The organism is Amycolatopsis sp. WAC 04197, assembly GCF_003947475.1.
In the GTDB taxonomy this organism is placed as follows: Bacteria; Actinomycetota; Actinomycetes; order Mycobacteriales; family Pseudonocardiaceae; genus Amycolatopsis; species Amycolatopsis japonica.
The window spans coordinates 634,821-650,006 of sequence record NZ_QHJK01000002.1 but is presented as its reverse complement, the minus strand read 5'-3'; the positions used below and the strand labels follow the sequence as shown (position 1 = coordinate 650,006).

Here is a 15,186-nt window from a genome sequence, read left to right as displayed (position 1 = left end):
TGCCGATGGACGTCTACGCTATCCCCCTGCGCACACGGTTCCGAGGCATCACGGTCCGCGAAGGACTGCTGGTCCGCGGCGAGGCGGGCTGGGGCGAGTTCTGCCCGTTCTCCGACTACTCCGACGCCGAGAGCGCGCCGTGGCTCGCGTCCGCGCTGGAGGCGAGCGAACGCGGCTGGCCGTCGCCGGTGCGGGACAGCGTCGAGGTGAACGCGACCGTGCCGGTGGTGTCTCCGGAGCAGGCGTACGAACTCGTTTCCGCTTCGGGCTGCCGCACGGCGAAGGTGAAGGTCGCCGACCCGCGGGTGAGCCTCGCCGAGGACTGCGCCCGGGTGGAGGCGGTGCGGGCCGCACTGGGCCCGCGGGGTGCCGTCCGCGTCGACGCGAACATGGCCTGGGACGTGGACACCGCGGTCAAGGCCATCGGTGAGCTGGACCGCGCGGCCGGCGGGCTCGAGTACGCCGAGCAGCCCTGCCCGTCGATCGACGAACTGGCCGCCGTCCGGCGCCGGGTCGGGGTGCGGATCGCCGCGGACGAATCGATCCGCCGGGCCGAGGATCCGCTGAAGGTGGCCGTCGCGGGGGCGGCCGACGTAGCCGTGCTGAAGGTCGCGCCGCTGGGCGGGGTGCGGCGCGCGCTGGAGGTCGCCGAAGCGTGCGGCCTGCCGTGCGTGGTGTCTTCCGCCGTCGAGACGAGCGTCGGGCTCGCCGCGGGGCTGGCGCTCGCGGGCGCACTGCCCACTTTGGACTTCGCGTGCGGACTGGGCACGATGTCGTTGCTGACCGGAGACGTCTGCGGCGATTCACTGTCCCCTGTGGACGGTCGGCTGCCGGTGCCGCTTCAGGCTCCAGCTCCCGATCTGTTCGCCGCCCACGCCGCCGCTGCGGACGTCCAGGCGGCCTGGGAAGCCCGCTTCACCCGCGTCCGCGCCCACCTCCGGATGTCATGAAAGGGTCGTTCAGGACAAAAGATGTCCTGAACGACCCTTTCATGACACTTCAGAAATCAGGTGCAGTGCTCGAAAGGCGATTCGTAGCTGGCGGATCCCGCCGAGCCGCCCCACCGGACGCATTTCGCGCCGGCGGCCGCGCTCACCGGACCCGCGTAGTACTCGAAGCTGCCGGAGTCGGTCTTCCTGGCCGAACCCTGCACTTCGAGGAAGGCCGAGACCGCGCTACCCGTGCCGACCGAGGTGGACTTGATGGTGGTGACGCAGTTGTTCTTGTTCGTGGCGTTGTACAGCAGGTACGCCGTCGCGGCGCTGCCGACCGCCTGCGAGTCGATCACCTTGTAGCCGTCGCCGCACACCTCGACGGCGTCGTACGGGTTGGGGTTCCCGTTGCCGCTGCAGGTGTTCTTGGAGGTCACGTTGGCGTTGGGGTAGCCGAACTTCACGCCGTTGAAGTACGCGGGCTTGATGTTGCTCGGCCACGACGAGTCGTTGGTGCGGACTTCGTAGTGCAGGTGCGGGCTGATGTTGTTGCCCGGCTTGGAGGTGTTGCCGACCTCGCCGATCTTCTGCCCCTGCGCGACCTGCGCGTTGAGCGCGACCGAACGGACCTTCAGATGCGCGTAGTAGGTCGACCATCCCCCACCGTGGTCGATCTTCACCAGGTTGCCGAACCCGTTCGCGGAACCCTGGTGCGCCGAGATGACGACCTTGCCCGCCGCGGCCGCGACCACGGTGTCGCCCAGATCCGCCCCCGCGGAGCTGCCCCGGTTGAAGTCGATCTCGTAGGCCCGGTGCGCGCTGCTGTTGTCGTTGTCGCCGTTCCACACCTGGTTGCAGGGGAACGGAAGCTGGAAGTTGGGACGCGGCCCGACGGCGGCTTCGGCCGACGTCGCGGTGATCGCCAGCCCGGCCATGCCCAGCAAGGCGGTGGCGGCCGCCGTGAGCACTCGTCTGAATCTCATCGGATGTCCTTTCTCGGCGTTTCGCGAGAAGCGTCCCGAAAGGGCGTACAAGCGAGATACAAACGACCACGAGCCCTCCTGGCCGAGGGGACCAGGAGGACTCGTGCCGCCTCCGCACCGGGACCGTCCGCGTCTTCCCCGTCCCGGTGCGGGTGTCTCAGCCGACCCGCTCGATGGTGGCGCGGCGGATCAGGAACTTGCCCGGTTCGCGGACCTGTTCGAAGGCCGCGTTGTTCAGCAGCGCGCAACTGCCGGAGACGCCGGTGACCTCGACGGTCGTGGACTTGTCGTTGTCCAGGTTCGTCACCTTCAGCTTGGTCCCCGCCGGGAACTCGCTGCTGGACGCCGCGGGGGCGCCGCCCTCGCCGGACAGTGTCACCGTGGAGCCCGGGCAGACGACCTCGCCGTCACCGGCGGCCGCTTCCTCCCGCGGGGCAGCTTCTTCCTTCGGAGCCGCCTCGTCCTCGGCCGCCATGGCGTCGTCCGCGGCCTGCTTCCCGCTGTCGGCCTGTACTTCTTCGGTGCACCCGGCGGCTTCGCGACGCTGCTGGATGAGGTCGACGACGGCCTGCCTGTTCGCGATCCGCGCCTCGGACAAGGCGTCCGGCTGCGCCTTTTGGCCCGCGATGAAGGTGAGGTTGTTGCGGAGAGCGGTGTCGAGTCCCTGGCAGCTTTCCGCGGCCTGTCCGTCCGGAGTGCTGATCGCGAACATCGCCGCGGCGATGGCGGCCACCCCGAGCACGGACGCGATGCCGATCGTCGCGCGTTTGCGGTGTTTCCCGGCGCTGTTCATCATCGGTGTCTTCCTCCGGTCTGGTTTCCTCCTCACCCACATCCAGGGATACGGCCGGATAACGAAAGTGGTTCAAACCGATTTCAGCCCAGCCAGGGCTTCGCGATACGCGCGTACGTACCGTCGTTCAGCGCGAGATGCAGCCACTGGTCGGTCCACTCCTTGAACACGACGTCGCGCGGCAGGAGGTACGCCTTCTCCGAGAAGGTGAACGGCTCGTCGGGATGCACCGCGCACAAACGCGGGTTTCGCTTCGCCTGCCAACGGGTCTCGGTGGCGTCGGTGATCATCAGGTCGGCGCGGCCCGCCAGGATCTCGGCGAAGATGGTGTTGTTGTCCGGATGCCGCACGATGGTCGCGCGCTTCAGGTTGGCATCGGCGAACTGTTCGTTGGTACCCCCCGGATTCACGATCGCCCGCACGCCCGGCTGGTCGATCTGCTCCAGGGTCTGGAACCGTTTCTCGTTCTCGCACAAGGTGATCGGCGTCTTGCCGTCGCGAAGATAGGGAACGGTGTAGAAACCCTTCTTCGCGCGGTCCAAGGTCACCGAAACCCCGCCCATCGCCAGATCGCATTTCCGCCCGACGTCGTCGGCGATCGCCTTCCAAGTGGTCTGGACCAGCTGGAGCCGGACGCCGAGCCGCCGGGCGAGGTCGCCCGCGAGGTCGATGTCGATCCCGCTCCACGCACCGGTGGCGTCCCGATAGGTGAACGGGCGATAGTCCCCCGTCGAACACACGCGGATCTCGCCGCGTGCTTGAACGACGTCCAGCCTGCTTTGCGCGCCATGGCCTTCGGGCGCGGCACTGGCCGTGCCGATTCCCAGCACGGTCAGCACCGCGACCCCGAACGTGAGCGCTTTCGCCTTGATCGTCATCAAGGCATCTTCCACGCCCTGAGGTAAGCGCGCACCAGCCAAGCGTCGGCCCACTCGGCGTCCGGCTCCTCCGGCAGCGGCGACGCGCCGCGCACCAGCTCGTCGAGACGGTGCTCCAGCGACTCGGCCGCTTCCAGCGCTTCTTCGCGGGTTTTCTTGCCCTGCCTCAGATCGCGGAGCCAGCCGAGCCACGGTTCGGGGACCGGCAACGTGATCCGGCCGGTCTCCAGCAGCTCCACGCCCTGCACGCCGAGCCGCACCATGTGCATGGCGAACTTCGTGTCGAAGCCGTACTTCTCGATCAGCTCCGGCCTGCCCGACACGAGACGATCCGGTGCGCCTGCTCGCGCAGTTCCGCGCCGAGTTCGTCGATCACCACGATCTCGGACTCGGGTACGAACAACGGCAGGAGGACGGTCGGATTCCCGTTGAGCACGAGCCGCATCCACTCGCGCAGCGAGTAGACGATCAGGTCGAGGTCGCCGGGGCCGGATCGGGCGCCTTCGGGTTGCGTGCGGAAGATGTACTGCTCGAATCGCTTCAGGCCGATCACGTGGTCCGGCGGCTCGACGCAGATGCCGAGCTTGTCGCGGACGGGGGCGCCGGGCATCCGGTTTCCGGCCCCTCAGGGTCGGATTCCAGGGTCGGGTCGGGGCCGTTCCCCGATGTGCCGGGGGTCGTTCCGAAGCGAACATGGAGCCATGACGAACAGCGTGTACACCCCCCAGGCCACCAAGAAGCTCTACCGCAGCCGCACCGACAAGATGCTCGCGGGCGTCGCCGGCGGCTGGGCCGCCTACCTCGGCGTGGACGCCGCGATCCTGCGCATCGCCCTCGTGGCGGGCGTCTTCTTCACCGCCGGATTCGCGATCCCGCTCTACGCCGCCGCTTGGCTCCTGACTCCGGAACAGCCGGGCGAATCCTGAGCGGGGCGGACGCCGTGCGCAGGGGGCGCGGCGTCCGCCGGATCGCGTTTAGCCCGCTAACCGCGATCCACCTGGGGACCAGGGGGATGGAGAAGGGCCCGGACATGGGGATGTCCGGGCCCTTTCCGGTTTTCGGCCGCGGGATGGCGCGTCCGCCGTTACACTTCCCCTGACTTTGTCACAGGGAGTGGGAAGCGGGGGCCTCCATGGCCGGGTATCTGAGCCTCAGCGAGTACAAGCGGATGCTCGAAGGCGCGCTGGACGACTTTTGGCAGGCGCTCACCAAACGCTGGATGGAAGACGCCGTCGACGCCATGACGCACCTCTCGCCCGCCGTTCCGTGCGCCGCGGAACCCTGGGCGTGGCAGTGGCCCGCCGAATCCTACGGCCATCTCTCGGGCGCCGACGATTTCTGCGGCTACCTGACCTGGGTCATGGACGGGATGCACGGCCACTACAAGGACGTCCACTGCGACGGCTGGAACCCGCAGACCCAGAAGTACGTCGAGTGCCACGTCGAACGGAACCTCGCACAGATCGAGCGGCTGGCCTGGAACCGGCGGCAGGAGGTCGCCAAATTCGTTCCGCAGCTGGAGGGGCCCGACCTCGCGAAGCTGGAGGCCGCCCACAACACGTTCCTCAACGTCGCGGGCAACCTCGGCTTCCAGGACAAGAACGGCCGGGTGACCGAGCTGCTCGGTCAGGGCGCCGTCGTCCGGAACGTCGAATGGCTGGACGGCGCGACCAGCGCCGCCGAGCCCTGGTTCATCGAGTGGACCGGGCTCGCCGCCCAGCAGTTCAGGGAAGGGTTCTTCGCCTCGATCGCGCCGACCATGGCGAACCAGTCGCTCATCCTCGCCAGCTTGTCCACGCTGTACTCCACCCGCGCCGCGACGATCCAGGCGACCCGGCTCAACATCGTCAAACGGCTCAACTGGGCCACCAAGAAACTGGACGAGAAGGTCACCCTCAAGGTCTTCACCGCGGACTCGATCCTGGAGAAGGTCGACCAGGCGAAAACGCTCCACGGGATCGCGACCACTCTGCTGTCCGCGGGAGCGAAACTCAGCAAGGTCGTGAAGACCGTCGATGAGGCGGGAGGGAAGGTCCTCGGCCCGGCCGGTGCCGTTCTCGACCTGGCCGTTTTCGCCGGCGGGATCATCAAGGGCCTCACCGTCGAGCAGGACGCCATGTCCCTCCAGGACATCCTGCAGAAGCTCACCACGTCGATCCAGGACGAGCACAACGCCTTGTCCGGCCTCGAATCCGACTTCGGCGCGAACGTGCTGACCCTGCAGAAGGCGATCGCGGGGGTGCACAGCTACAACCTCGAACTCTACGACCTCACCGCGAACAAGCTGCCGAACCAGACCGACCGCGCGAAGTACCACGGGGTCCAGGTCCAGGTCTACTTCGTGCTGCGGTTGGCGCAGACCTGCTTCGAAGCGGCCGAAGCCTATTCGGCGCAACTACGGATCCTCTCCGAGGCCGACAGCGCCGACCGGCACCTCGCGGGCCGCGACGAGCAGACGTGCACGGGCGACGACACGACATTGGAGATCCGGGACGCCGTCGAGCAGTTCATGAGGACGAGCTGCGCGCGATTCCTTCTCGCCGGTGAGCAGCTCAGGAATGCGGCCGAGGCCTACGCGCGAACGGACGGCGAGCTGTCGGACGACCTCAAGAAGATGTTCGCCAACTGGGAAAACGCCAACAAGGACCGCGGGAAGATCGATCCCAATCCCGAGACGGTCGAACGGGAGAACCCCGCCACGGAGGCCGGCGGGACCGGCCTCGAGCCGAGGAAGCCTTCGGAGCCGAACTCCACCGATCCATACGAGGAGGACCGCCGGAAACAAGGTGGGAAGTACGCGGTGGACGGGCAGCGGTAGGGACCGCACCTACAGCCACCAGGTGAATGTCCGCTTGATGCCTATCTGCACGAATCTGACCGGGGGTCGTGAGTGGTAATGGTCGTTCTAACCCTCCTTATCACTCACGACCCGGCGCGGAACGCCCGAATCGGGCGCGCATGACTCGCGCGATCGGATGCAACAAGGTGGGCAAAGGAAAAGCCCGGACGCGCGAGGCGCGTCCGGGCTTTCCGGTGGTGCTACAGGCTCGAACTCAGAAGTCCATGCCGCCCATGCCACCGGACGGGTCGGCGGGAGCGGCCGAGGCCTTCTCCGGCTTGTCCGCCACGACGGCTTCGGTGGTCAGGAACAGCGCCGCGATGGAAGCGGCGTTCTGCAGCGCGGAGCGGGTGACCTTCGTCGGGTCCGGCACGCCGGCCGCGAGCAGGTCCTCGTACTCGCCCGTGGCGGCGTTGAGGCCGTGGCCCTGCGGGAGGGACTTGACCTTCTCCGCCACGACGCCGCCTTCGAGGCCGGCGTTGATCGCGATCTGCTTGAGCGGCGCCTCGACGGCGACCTTGACGATGTTGGCACCAGTGGCCTCGTCGCCCTCGAGCTTCAGACCGGCGAAGGCGGCCTCGGCGGCCTGGATGAGAGCGACGCCACCACCGGCGACGATGCCCTCTTCGACGGCGGCCTTGGCGTTGCGCACCGCGTCCTCGATGCGGTGCTTGCGCTCCTTCAGCTCGACCTCGGTGGCGGCACCGGCCTTGATGACGGCCACGCCGCCGGCCAGCTTCGCCAGACGCTCCTGGAGCTTCTCGCGGTCGTAGTCCGAGTCCGAGTTGTCGATCTCGGCGCGGATCTGGTTGACGCGACCCTGGATCTGGTCGGCGTCGCCCGCACCCTCGACGATGGTGGTCTCGTCCTTGGTGATGACGGCCTTGCGCGCCTTGCCCAGCAGGGAAAGGTCCGCGTTCTCCAGCTTGAGGCCGACGTCCTCGGAGATGACCTGGCCACCGGTCAGGATCGCGATGTCCTGCAGGATCGCCTTGCGGCGGTCACCGAAGCCCGGGGCCTTGACGGCGACGGACTTGAAGGTGCCACGCATCTTGTTGACGATGAGGGTGGCCAGGGCCTCGCCCTCGACGTCCTCGGCGATGATCAGCAGCGGCTTGCCGGACTGGATGACCTTCTCCAGCAGCGGCAGGACGTCCTTGACGGTGGAGATCTTGGAGCCGAAGAGCAGGACGTACGGGTCCTCGAGCTCGGCTTCCTGACGCTCCGGGTCGGTCACGAAGTAACCGGAGATGTAGCCCTTGTCGAAGCGCATACCCTCGGTGAGCTCGAGCTCGAGGCCGAAGGTGTTGCTCTCCTCGACGGTGACGACGCCTTCCTTGCCGACCTTGTCCAGCGCCTCGGCGATGAGCTCGCCGATGGTGCGGTCCGCGGCGGAGATCGACGCGGTGGCGGCGATCTGCTCCTTGGTCTCGATCTGGACGGCGGCCTTGTGCAGCTGCTCGGTGATGGCCTCGACGGCCGCCTCGATGCCGCGCTTCAGGCTGATGGGGTCGGCCCCGGCGGCGACGTTGCGCAGACCCTCGCGGACGAGAGCCTGGGCGAGCACGGTGGCGGTGGTGGTGCCGTCACCCGCGACGTCGTCGGTCTTCTTGGCAACTTCCTTGACGAGCTCGGCCCCGATCTTCTCCCACGGGTCCTCGAGCTCGATCTCCTTGGCGATGGAGACACCGTCGTTGGTGATCGTCGGCGCGCCCCACTTCTTTTCGAGCACGACGTTCCGGCCCCGCGGGCCGAGGGTCACCTTGACGGCTTCGGCGAGGGTGTTCAAGCCGCGCTCAAGACCGCGGCGGGCGTCCTCGTCGAACGCGATCAGTTTGGCCATTGCGGTGTGGTCCTCCGGTATTGGGCGCCGCCGCACGCCTACTACAGCGCGGCGGCAGGACTCTTCCTCGGCCAGGCTCGGTGCCCGCGACGGACGACCCACCCGATCAAGGGTGCGGCCTCACCGTCCCGACCTTCAGGCGAACGGTCGGTGACCGCTCCGCCTGGCACTCGACGGCGTCGAGTGCCAATGTCGTGTTTAGCACTCTCCAGGGGAGAGTGCAAGAACCGCAGGTCAGCGCGGTGGTATTCAGCTGCTCGGCTTGATGGAGATCGACGACGGCGGCGGCTTCAACGACGAGCCGGGACCCTGCGTTTGGGAGCCGCCGGGGCCGACCGGGATGTTCGGCGCGGTGGTCTGCGGGCCGTTCCCGCCGCTCGAATCACTGAAGACGAAGATCGCGGCGACGATCGCGCCCGCGACCACGAGGGCGCCGACGACGATCCAGATCCACTTGGCGCCGCCGCCCTTCTTGGGCTGCTGCTGGAAACCGCCCTGCTGCTGCGGTGGCGGGCCGTAACCGGGGGGCGGGCCCTGCTGGAACCCACCCTGTTGCTGGAAACCGCCCTGCTGCTGCGGCGGGCCGTAACCAGGGGGCGGGCCCTGCTGGAAGCCACCCTGTTGCTGGAAGCCACCCTGCTGCGGCGGCGGGCCGTAACCGGGCGGCGGGCCCTGCTGCGGGGGACCCTGCGGTCCCGGTCCCTGCTGGCCGTAGCCGGGCTGCTGTCCTCCGTACGGGTGCACGGGGCCCCCCTCTCCCTGTGGCGGCGTGTTCTGCCGTGGCGCCTGCTGCGGTACCGCCTGCTGGACGGTCGCGGCCGCCGCCTGCCCGGGCGCGCCGGGAGGCTCGTTCGAAGTCGCGAGCGGACCGAGCGCGCGCCTGGCGGCCGCGATCATCTCAACACAGTTGGGGTAGCGATCGGCGGGATTCTTCGCCATTCCCTTCCGGACGACCTCGTCGATCCCGGCGGGCAGGCCGACGATCCGCGAGATGGCCGGGGGCTCGCCGTTCAGGTGCCCCTTGATGACCGTCTGCACGTCGCCCTTGAAGGGCGGGCTGCCGGTCAGGCAGGCGTAGAGGACACAGGTGAGCGCGTACTGGTCGGTGCGGCCGTCGAGCGGCTCGCCGCGCAGGTGCTCGGGCGCCGCGTACGTGGGCGAGCCGAGGAAGTCGCCGCCGCGGGTCCGGTGCCCGGTGGCGCCGCGGCGGGTCAGGCCGAAGTCGGCGACGTAGACGTGCTCGCGCGAGGTCTCCTTGCTGGTGACCAGGACGTTCGCCGGTTTGACGTCGAGGTGCACGAGACCCCGGTTGTGCAGGGTGTCGAGCGCGTCGGCGACCTGGTCGAGCATGTTCAGCGCGCGGGCGGGCGCGATCGGGCCACCGGAGATCAGCCCGGCGAGGTCGCCGCCGTCGACCATCCGCATGGCGATGTAGAGCATGCCTTCGAGCTCGCCGAAGTCGTACAAGGGCACGACGTTGGCATGGTCGATCGCGGACGTGTTCCGCGCCTCGTCGACGAAGCGTTCGCGGAATTCGGCGTCGGCCCCGAGGTGATCACCGATGACCTTCAGTGCCACCTTGCGCCCGAGCCGCACGTCCGTGGCCTTGTAGGTCACGCTCATGCCGCCCTTGCCGAGCACGCCGTCGATGCGGTAGTTGCCCAGCCGACGACCCGTCAGGTCCCCCGACTCATCGCCTGTCACGCAGCGAAGCCTAACGCGCCAGTTCCGGGCGCCGCCGGGGGTCGCCCGAAGTCTCCTTAAGAGACCTTGCGTACGTCCGCGGCCTGACTCCGCCCGTCGCGGCCGGACTGGACTTCGAATTCCACGCGGTCACCCTCGTCGAGCGTCCGGAATCCGTCGGCCTGAATGGCCGAGTAGTGGACGAAGACGTCGGGCCCTTCGGTGGATTCGATGAATCCGTAGCCCTTTTCCGAGTTGAACCACTTGACGGTGCCGACTGCCACGGCGCACTCCCTCAGCACAGGATCCGTCGGCCTTCTCTGCCCCGGCCGGCGGTTTCGAGTGCAGTTCACGCTACCCGAATTACCGGCTTCGGCAATGCTCAATTCGTCCCAAGGTCATCCGCGAGAAAGCCGCCTATTGCGCGCTTGCACGAGGACGCGTCCTGGTCCCGCGAAGTCCAGCGCGAGCCCTTCGCCGGTGCGCACCGACTGCGGGCCGGACTGGTCGACCGCGCGGAGACGGCACTGCACGGTGTCCGGATAGGCCAGCAGGAAGTCCGGCCGCACGGTGACGAGTTCGCCAGCGGTGAGTTCGAAGGCGTCGACCGGCCCCTGCGCGGCCAGCACGAGCGGGCCGGTTCCGCTGTAGTGCTCCAGGAAACCGGAATCGGCGCCGAAGAGCTTCTGCAGCGGTGCCCAGCCGGGGTCGTGCCGGACGGTCGCCGGCCGGGCGAGGATCGCGTCCCGGCTCACGCACCAGCCCCCGCCGCCGGTGAACTCCAGCGGGTAGACGTCTCCGGCGGCCAGCGGCGCGAAGTCGATCCAGCCGCCGCCCTCCGGTGCGTTGAACACCGACGGGGCGGCCTTGCCCGCCCGCGAGCCACCGCGGGACGGGACGGTTTCGGTGATGCCGAAACTGCTGGCCAGCATGGTGTCCCCGGCGGCCTGGACGGCCTCGCCGGGGGACAGCAGCACGCGTGCGACCCCGAAGTTCGGGGTGTGCCTCGTCTGGACCCGCATGCGGTCAGCGGGAGGGGACCTGGGCGATCACCCAGGCGGACAGCGCCGACGGGTTGCGGGTCTGGGTGAGCAGCTGGCCCGGACCGGCGAAGTCGAAGACGAGGCCTTCACCGCTCTTCATCGACTGGATGACGCCGGTGGCGACCTTGCGGATCTGGTACTGCACGGTGTCGGCGAACGCGACGACGTGCCCGGTGTCGATGGTGATCACCTCGCCCTGCTGCAGGGTCACCGTCTCCAGCGCGCCGTAGCAGGCCACGACGAGCGGGCCCTGTCCCGTCGCGTGCGTGAGGAAGCCGCCCTCGCCGCCGACGAGGTTCTTGAGCCCGCCCCATTTGGTCTCGGTCTGCACGCCGTGGGAGGACGCGAGCCACGAACCGCGCGTGACGCACCAGCCGGTGCGGCCGTCGAGGTTGATGATCTGCATGTCGCCCGGCAGGTTCGCGGCGACGTCGACCCAGCCGCCGTTCTGCGGTGCGGTGTAGGTGGAGATGAAGAAGGACTCGCCGGAGAGGAAGGCGCGGCCGAGGCCCTTCATGATGCCGCCCTGCGCCTGGGACTGGACCTGCACGCCGTAACTCGTCGCCATCATCGCGCCCGACTCGACCTGCGCCGGCTCGCCCGGGGCGAGGATGAGCCTCGCCACCGCGAACGATGGCTGGTGACGGATCTGAACCTGCATGTCTTCTTCTCCCCGGATGGTCGTTGTGACGCGCAGAGTCTTGCATGCGGGGCCCGAGGCGGGAGGATGGTCCGGTGATCTCCGTCGACGCCCACCGTGAGACCGTCACCGGCCTGCTCGGAAACGCCCCCGTCATCCGCCTTCCGCTCGCCTCCGCCGCCGGGCTCGTGCTCGCCGAGGACGTCCGCGCGGGGGTTTCGCTGCCGCCGTTCGACAATTCCGCGATGGACGGTTACGCCGTCCGCGCCGAGGACGTCGCGGAGGTGCCCGTGACGCTGCCGGTCGCCGAGGACATCCCCGCGGGGCGGGTCGACAGCACGAAACTGGAGCCGGGCACCGCGCACCGGATCATGACCGGCGCCCCGTTGCCGCCCGGTGCCGACGCGGTGGTGATGGTGGAGCACACGGACGGCGGTGTGACGGACGTCCGGATTCTCAGGACGGCTGTCCTGGGCGCGCACATCCGGCGCCGGGGCGAAGACGTCGTCGAGGGCACGGTGGCGCTTTCCGCGGGAACGGTGCTGGGCCCGGCGCAACTGGGTCTCGCGGCGGCCGTCGGGCTCGCCGAGGTTCCGGTGTACCGGCCGTTGAAGGTGCTCGTGGTGTCCACCGGGACCGAACTCGTCGACGCGCCGGAACCCTTGCGGCACGGGCAGATCTACGAGTCGAACAGCATCATGCTGGCGTCCGCGATCCGCGCGCTCGGCTGTGAGGCCGAGGTCGTGCGCAGTGTGGTCGACGACGTGGACGAGTTCCGCTCGGTGATCGAGCCGCGGCTGGCGGAGGCCGATCTGCTGGTGACCTCGGGCGGCGTGAGCGCGGGGGCGTACGAAGTCGTCAAGGACGCGCTGACCGGACAGGGCGTGGAGTTCCGGAAGGTCGCGATGCAGCCGGGCGGGCCGCAGGGCTGCGGCCACTGGAACGGCGTGCCGGTGGTGACGCTGCCGGGCAATCCGGTGAGCGTGCTCGTGTCGTTCGAAGCCTTCTTGCGGCCGGCGTTGCTCGCGGCGATGGGGCACGCGGGGGTCGACCGGCAGCGGGTGCGGGCCCGGCTCACCGAGGCGATGACCTCCCCCGCCGGACGGCGTCAGTTCCGGCGGGGCTTCTACACGCATTCCGAAGGTGAGGTCACCGGGATCGTCGGCCCGCGCGGCGGGCCGGGCTCGCATCTGCTGGCGTCGTTCACGCAGGCGAACTGCCTGATCGTGCTGCCGGAGGACGTGGACTCGGCCGAGCAGGGCGACGAGGTGGACGTCCTCCTGCTCTGACCTGCGTTTCGCGGGCTAAACGCGATCCGTCGGGAAGTCGCGGCACCGGCCGACCGGGGTGAACAGCAGGACGAAGACGGCGACGACCTCGAGTCCGGCCATCAGCCCCAGCGTCTGCCGCACGCCGGCCGTTTCGCCGAGGATCCCGCCGAGCAGGCCGCCGAGCGCGACCGCGCCGAAGCTGAGCACGGACGAACTCGCGGTGACCCGGCCGAACATCCCGGCCGGGACGTAGCGCTGCCTGAAGGTGGCGTTGAGGACGTTCGAGCCGACGACGCCCGCGCTGACCGAGAATCCGGCGGCGACGAAGAAGGCGAGCCCCCAGCCGCCGTTCGCCAGCGGGCCGAGCAGCATCATCAGCGCCCCGAAGGCCTCGCAGAGCACGAAGGCGCGCGCGGTGCCGATCCGGGCGGCGAGTTTGCCCGACAGCGCGGCGCCGAAAACGCCGCCCGCGCCGACGAGCGCGAGCACGAGCCCCGCGGTGCCTTCCCCCACGCCGAGATCGCGGACGAGGAACACCACCTCGATCGACTGGTAGCCCATGAGCGCGACGTTCGAGATCGCGCCGAAGACCGCCAGGACAAGCAAATACGGGTCGTGGACGACGAAAACGAGGCCGTCGCGGATCTCGTCACGCAGCCGTGAACGCGTCTTCGCCGGGCGCTCGGGCTCCCGATGCCGGATGGATCGCAGGCACAGCACGGAAATCCCGAAGCTGACGGCGTCGGCGAACACCCCGGCGACGGCGCCGAACCAGTGCGCCAAGAGCCCGGCGAGCCCCGGTCCGCCGATCTGCGCGGCGGATTCGCTGCCCTGCAGCTTTTCGTTGGCCTCCTGGAGTTGTCCCTTGTCGACCAGCGACGGCAAGTACGCGCGATACGCGACGTTGAAGAACACCTTCGCGACGCCGCCCGCCAAGGCGACGACGATCAGCTGGGTCATCGTGAGCAGGCCGGACCACGCCGCGACCGGGACGCTGAGGAAGACGAGCATGGAAATGCCGTTGCACACCAGCATGACCGGGCGTTTCGGCCGTCTGTCGACCCAGGCGCCGGCGGGCAGGCCGATCAGCAGCCACGGCAGCCAGGCGGCCGCGGTCAGCAGCCCGACCGCGAACGTGCTCGCCTGAAGGGTGACCACCGCGACGAGCGGCAGCGCGACGACGGCGATGGAACTGCCGAGCACGCTGGTCGTCTCGCCGGTCCACAGCAGCCGGAAATCCCTGGAGCGCAGCAATCCGCCGCGTTCGCGGGTGGTCACGGTCGGGCCGGGACGACTCGGGTGGAGATGAAGACGGGGCGGCGTTCCTGGCCGTCGTCCGGGATCTCGCGGCCGCTGTAGGACTTGATCAGCTCGTGGACCTTCTGTTCGAGCTCGGCCAGTTCGGCGACCGACATCTTCGCCCAGCTGTCGGTGGCGAAGGCGGCACGATGCCATTCCTCCGGATAGCTGTCGCGTTCGGCGAACCATTGGCGGGCCATGGACACCTGGCGTTCGAGGGCGAGGGATTCGGCTGCGGCCGCGACCGGGTCGTCGGGGAAGTCCGAAGGCGACCAGGACACCGCGTAGCTCACGCGGCGCCACCAGCGCTCGCGGCGGTCGCGGGCGAGTTCCGGCGCCTCCTCGACGAGATCGCTGGCGGCCAGCACCTTCAGGTGGTGGCTGACGTTCCCGACCGCCTGCCCGGTCCGTTCGGCGAGCACGGAAGCCGTGCACGGACCGTCGAGGCGGAGGACGTCGAGCAGGCGGCGCCGCAGCGGATGCGACATCGCGGCGAGCACCTTCGAATCGTGGACTTCATGGACTTCGCGATCGGCCATAACGCACAACAGTAGTTGCACAAGAGTCCTTGTACAAGTTCCCTTGTGCGCTACTCCATCCGGGTCGGTAACCTCGATGGCATGGGTTTCTTCTCGTGGATCGTGTTCGGCGCCATCGCCGGCTGGCTGGCCAATGTCGTGGTCGGCGGCCCGGACCGGCGCGGCGGCTGCCTGTTCAGCATCCTGATCGGCGTGCTGGGCGCGGCCCTCGGCGGTTTCATCTACCGGCTCGCCACCGGGACCGAACGGACCTTCGAGTTCGACTTCCCCAGCTTCGGCGTCGCGATCCTCGGTTCGATCGTGCTGCTCGCCCTGCTGCGGCTGGTGCGCGGCTCCGGGCGGAGCGACTCGTATCGGCGGTGATCAACGGAGTAACCGTTGGTAACGGTTTTCTCGCGACCGGTGATCACCGGCGCGCGGGGCACTAGAGTGGGATGTTCGCT

At 68.8% G+C, this 15,186-nt stretch carries 17 protein-coding genes; 5 read left to right on the top strand and 12 right to left on the bottom strand.

The window, feature by feature from the left end; genetic code table 11:
- The first annotated feature begins 5 nt into the window (after nucleotides 1-5).
- Nucleotides 6-950 carry an o-succinylbenzoate synthase gene (locus tag DMC64_RS10295; protein WP_125733314.1) on the top strand — a complete coding sequence of 315 codons (945 nt, stop codon included), beginning with the start codon at nucleotides 6-8 and terminating at the stop codon, nucleotides 948-950.
- A 56-nt stretch (nucleotides 951-1,006) separates the two neighbouring features.
- Here the strand turns inward: DMC64_RS10295 and DMC64_RS10290 are convergent, their stop codons facing one another.
- From DMC64_RS10290 to DMC64_RS43485, 5 genes are all read right to left on the bottom strand, one after another.
- A complete protein-coding gene (locus tag DMC64_RS10290) occupies nucleotides 1,007-1,915 on the bottom strand; it encodes a M23 family metallopeptidase (RefSeq protein ID WP_233629612.1) in 909 nt (302 codons plus the stop codon).
- A gap of 157 nt (nucleotides 1,916-2,072) precedes the next feature.
- Nucleotides 2,073-2,711: a hypothetical protein gene (locus tag DMC64_RS10285; protein WP_125733313.1), complete on the bottom strand. Its 639-nt coding sequence runs from the start codon at nucleotides 2,709-2,711 to the stop codon at nucleotides 2,073-2,075.
- A gap of 80 nt (nucleotides 2,712-2,791) precedes the next feature.
- Nucleotides 2,792-3,586 (bottom strand): transporter substrate-binding domain-containing protein, encoded by a 795-nt coding sequence (locus tag DMC64_RS10280; RefSeq protein ID WP_125733312.1) that lies wholly within the window; start codon nucleotides 3,584-3,586, stop codon nucleotides 2,792-2,794.
- Nucleotides 3,586-3,909 carry a nucleotidyltransferase domain-containing protein gene (locus DMC64_RS43490; RefSeq protein WP_255432505.1) on the bottom strand — a complete coding sequence of 108 codons (324 nt, stop codon included), beginning with the start codon at nucleotides 3,907-3,909 and terminating at the stop codon, nucleotides 3,586-3,588. The genes DMC64_RS10280 and DMC64_RS43490 overlap by 1 nt, the downstream gene beginning before the upstream one ends.
- Entirely contained in the window at nucleotides 3,888-4,196 is a 309-nt protein-coding gene (locus DMC64_RS43485) for a DNA polymerase beta superfamily protein (RefSeq protein WP_255432504.1), read from the bottom strand. The genes DMC64_RS43490 and DMC64_RS43485 overlap by 22 nt, the downstream gene beginning before the upstream one ends.
- Before the next feature lie 91 nt (nucleotides 4,197-4,287).
- Between DMC64_RS43485 and DMC64_RS10270 the strand changes: the two genes are divergently transcribed.
- The gene (locus DMC64_RS10270; RefSeq protein ID WP_007033414.1) at nucleotides 4,288-4,512 is read left to right on the top strand and encodes a PspC domain-containing protein; all 225 of its coding nucleotides are present in this window, start codon (nucleotides 4,288-4,290) and stop codon (nucleotides 4,510-4,512) included.
- Nucleotides 4,513-4,718: 206 nt separating this feature from the next.
- Entirely contained in the window at nucleotides 4,719-6,404 is a 1,686-nt protein-coding gene (locus DMC64_RS10265; protein WP_125733311.1) for a hypothetical protein, read from the top strand.
- Nucleotides 6,405-6,639: 235 nt separating this feature from the next.
- Here DMC64_RS10265 and groL read toward each other — a convergent pair whose 3' ends face one another.
- The 5 genes from groL to DMC64_RS10240 all read right to left on the bottom strand — a co-directional run bounded on the left by groL (nucleotide 6,640) and on the right by DMC64_RS10240 (nucleotide 11,655).
- On the bottom strand, nucleotides 6,640-8,268 hold the full coding sequence (groL, locus tag DMC64_RS10260; protein WP_037335595.1) for a chaperonin GroEL: 1,629 nt from the start codon (nucleotides 8,266-8,268) through the stop codon (nucleotides 6,640-6,642).
- Nucleotides 8,269-8,517: 249 nt separating this feature from the next.
- Entirely contained in the window at nucleotides 8,518-9,972 is a 1,455-nt protein-coding gene (locus tag DMC64_RS10255) for a serine/threonine-protein kinase (protein ID WP_125733310.1), read from the bottom strand.
- A 56-nt stretch (nucleotides 9,973-10,028) separates the two neighbouring features.
- The gene (locus DMC64_RS10250; protein ID WP_005164266.1) at nucleotides 10,029-10,235 is read right to left on the bottom strand and encodes a cold-shock protein; all 207 of its coding nucleotides are present in this window, start codon (nucleotides 10,233-10,235) and stop codon (nucleotides 10,029-10,031) included.
- A 114-nt stretch (nucleotides 10,236-10,349) separates the two neighbouring features.
- A complete protein-coding gene (locus DMC64_RS10245; RefSeq protein ID WP_125733309.1) occupies nucleotides 10,350-10,973 on the bottom strand; it encodes an AIM24 family protein in 624 nt (207 codons plus the stop codon).
- A gap of 4 nt (nucleotides 10,974-10,977) precedes the next feature.
- Nucleotides 10,978-11,655 carry a TIGR00266 family protein gene (locus tag DMC64_RS10240; protein ID WP_037335581.1) on the bottom strand — a complete coding sequence of 226 codons (678 nt, stop codon included), beginning with the start codon at nucleotides 11,653-11,655 and terminating at the stop codon, nucleotides 10,978-10,980.
- Between the two features lie 74 nt (nucleotides 11,656-11,729).
- Between DMC64_RS10240 and glp the strand changes: the two genes are divergently transcribed.
- A complete protein-coding gene (gene glp, locus DMC64_RS10235; protein ID WP_125733308.1) occupies nucleotides 11,730-12,923 on the top strand; it encodes a gephyrin-like molybdotransferase Glp in 1,194 nt (397 codons plus the stop codon).
- A gap of 15 nt (nucleotides 12,924-12,938) precedes the next feature.
- Here the strand turns inward: glp and DMC64_RS10230 are convergent, their stop codons facing one another.
- The gene (locus DMC64_RS10230; RefSeq protein ID WP_125733307.1) at nucleotides 12,939-14,183 is read right to left on the bottom strand and encodes an MFS transporter; all 1,245 of its coding nucleotides are present in this window, start codon (nucleotides 14,181-14,183) and stop codon (nucleotides 12,939-12,941) included.
- Nucleotides 14,180-14,743 carry a helix-turn-helix transcriptional regulator gene (locus tag DMC64_RS10225; protein WP_037335572.1) on the bottom strand — a complete coding sequence of 188 codons (564 nt, stop codon included), beginning with the start codon at nucleotides 14,741-14,743 and terminating at the stop codon, nucleotides 14,180-14,182. Before DMC64_RS10225 ends, DMC64_RS10230 begins: the two co-directional genes overlap by 4 nt.
- A gap of 81 nt (nucleotides 14,744-14,824) precedes the next feature.
- On the opposite strand from DMC64_RS10225, the gene DMC64_RS10220 reads away from it, so the two are divergent.
- Entirely contained in the window at nucleotides 14,825-15,106 is a 282-nt protein-coding gene (locus tag DMC64_RS10220; protein WP_039923570.1) for a GlsB/YeaQ/YmgE family stress response membrane protein, read from the top strand.
- Nucleotides 15,107-15,186 lie beyond the last annotated feature (80 nt).

Excerpts from the sequence above, each read along its gene's own strand:
- DMC64_RS10280 (WP_125733312.1), bottom strand. The coding sequence starts at position 3,586 with ATGACGATCAAGGCGAAAGCGCTCACGTTCGGGGTCGCGGTGCTGACC.
- DMC64_RS10225 (WP_037335572.1), bottom strand. The coding sequence starts at position 14,743 with ATGGCCGATCGCGAAGTCCATGAAGTCCACGATTCGAAGGTGCTCGCC.
- DMC64_RS10290 (WP_233629612.1), bottom strand. The coding sequence starts at position 1,915 with ATGAGATTCAGACGAGTGCTCACGGCGGCCGCCACCGCCTTGCTGGGC.
- DMC64_RS10220 (WP_039923570.1), top strand. The coding sequence starts at position 14,825 with ATGGGTTTCTTCTCGTGGATCGTGTTCGGCGCCATCGCCGGCTGGCTG.
- DMC64_RS10265 (WP_125733311.1), top strand. The coding sequence starts at position 4,719 with ATGGCCGGGTATCTGAGCCTCAGCGAGTACAAGCGGATGCTCGAAGGC.
- DMC64_RS43485 (WP_255432504.1), bottom strand. The coding sequence starts at position 4,196 with ATGCCCGGCGCCCCCGTCCGCGACAAGCTCGGCATCTGCGTCGAGCCG.
- DMC64_RS10270 (WP_007033414.1), top strand. The coding sequence starts at position 4,288 with ATGACGAACAGCGTGTACACCCCCCAGGCCACCAAGAAGCTCTACCGC.
- groL (WP_037335595.1), bottom strand. The coding sequence starts at position 8,268 with ATGGCCAAACTGATCGCGTTCGACGAGGACGCCCGCCGCGGTCTTGAG.
- DMC64_RS10285 (WP_125733313.1), bottom strand. The coding sequence starts at position 2,711 with ATGATGAACAGCGCCGGGAAACACCGCAAACGCGCGACGATCGGCATC.
- DMC64_RS10240 (WP_037335581.1), bottom strand. The coding sequence starts at position 11,655 with ATGCAGGTTCAGATCCGTCACCAGCCATCGTTCGCGGTGGCGAGGCTC.
- DMC64_RS10245 (WP_125733309.1), bottom strand. The coding sequence starts at position 10,973 with ATGCGGGTCCAGACGAGGCACACCCCGAACTTCGGGGTCGCACGCGTG.
- DMC64_RS10295 (WP_125733314.1), top strand. The coding sequence starts at position 6 with ATGGACGTCTACGCTATCCCCCTGCGCACACGGTTCCGAGGCATCACG.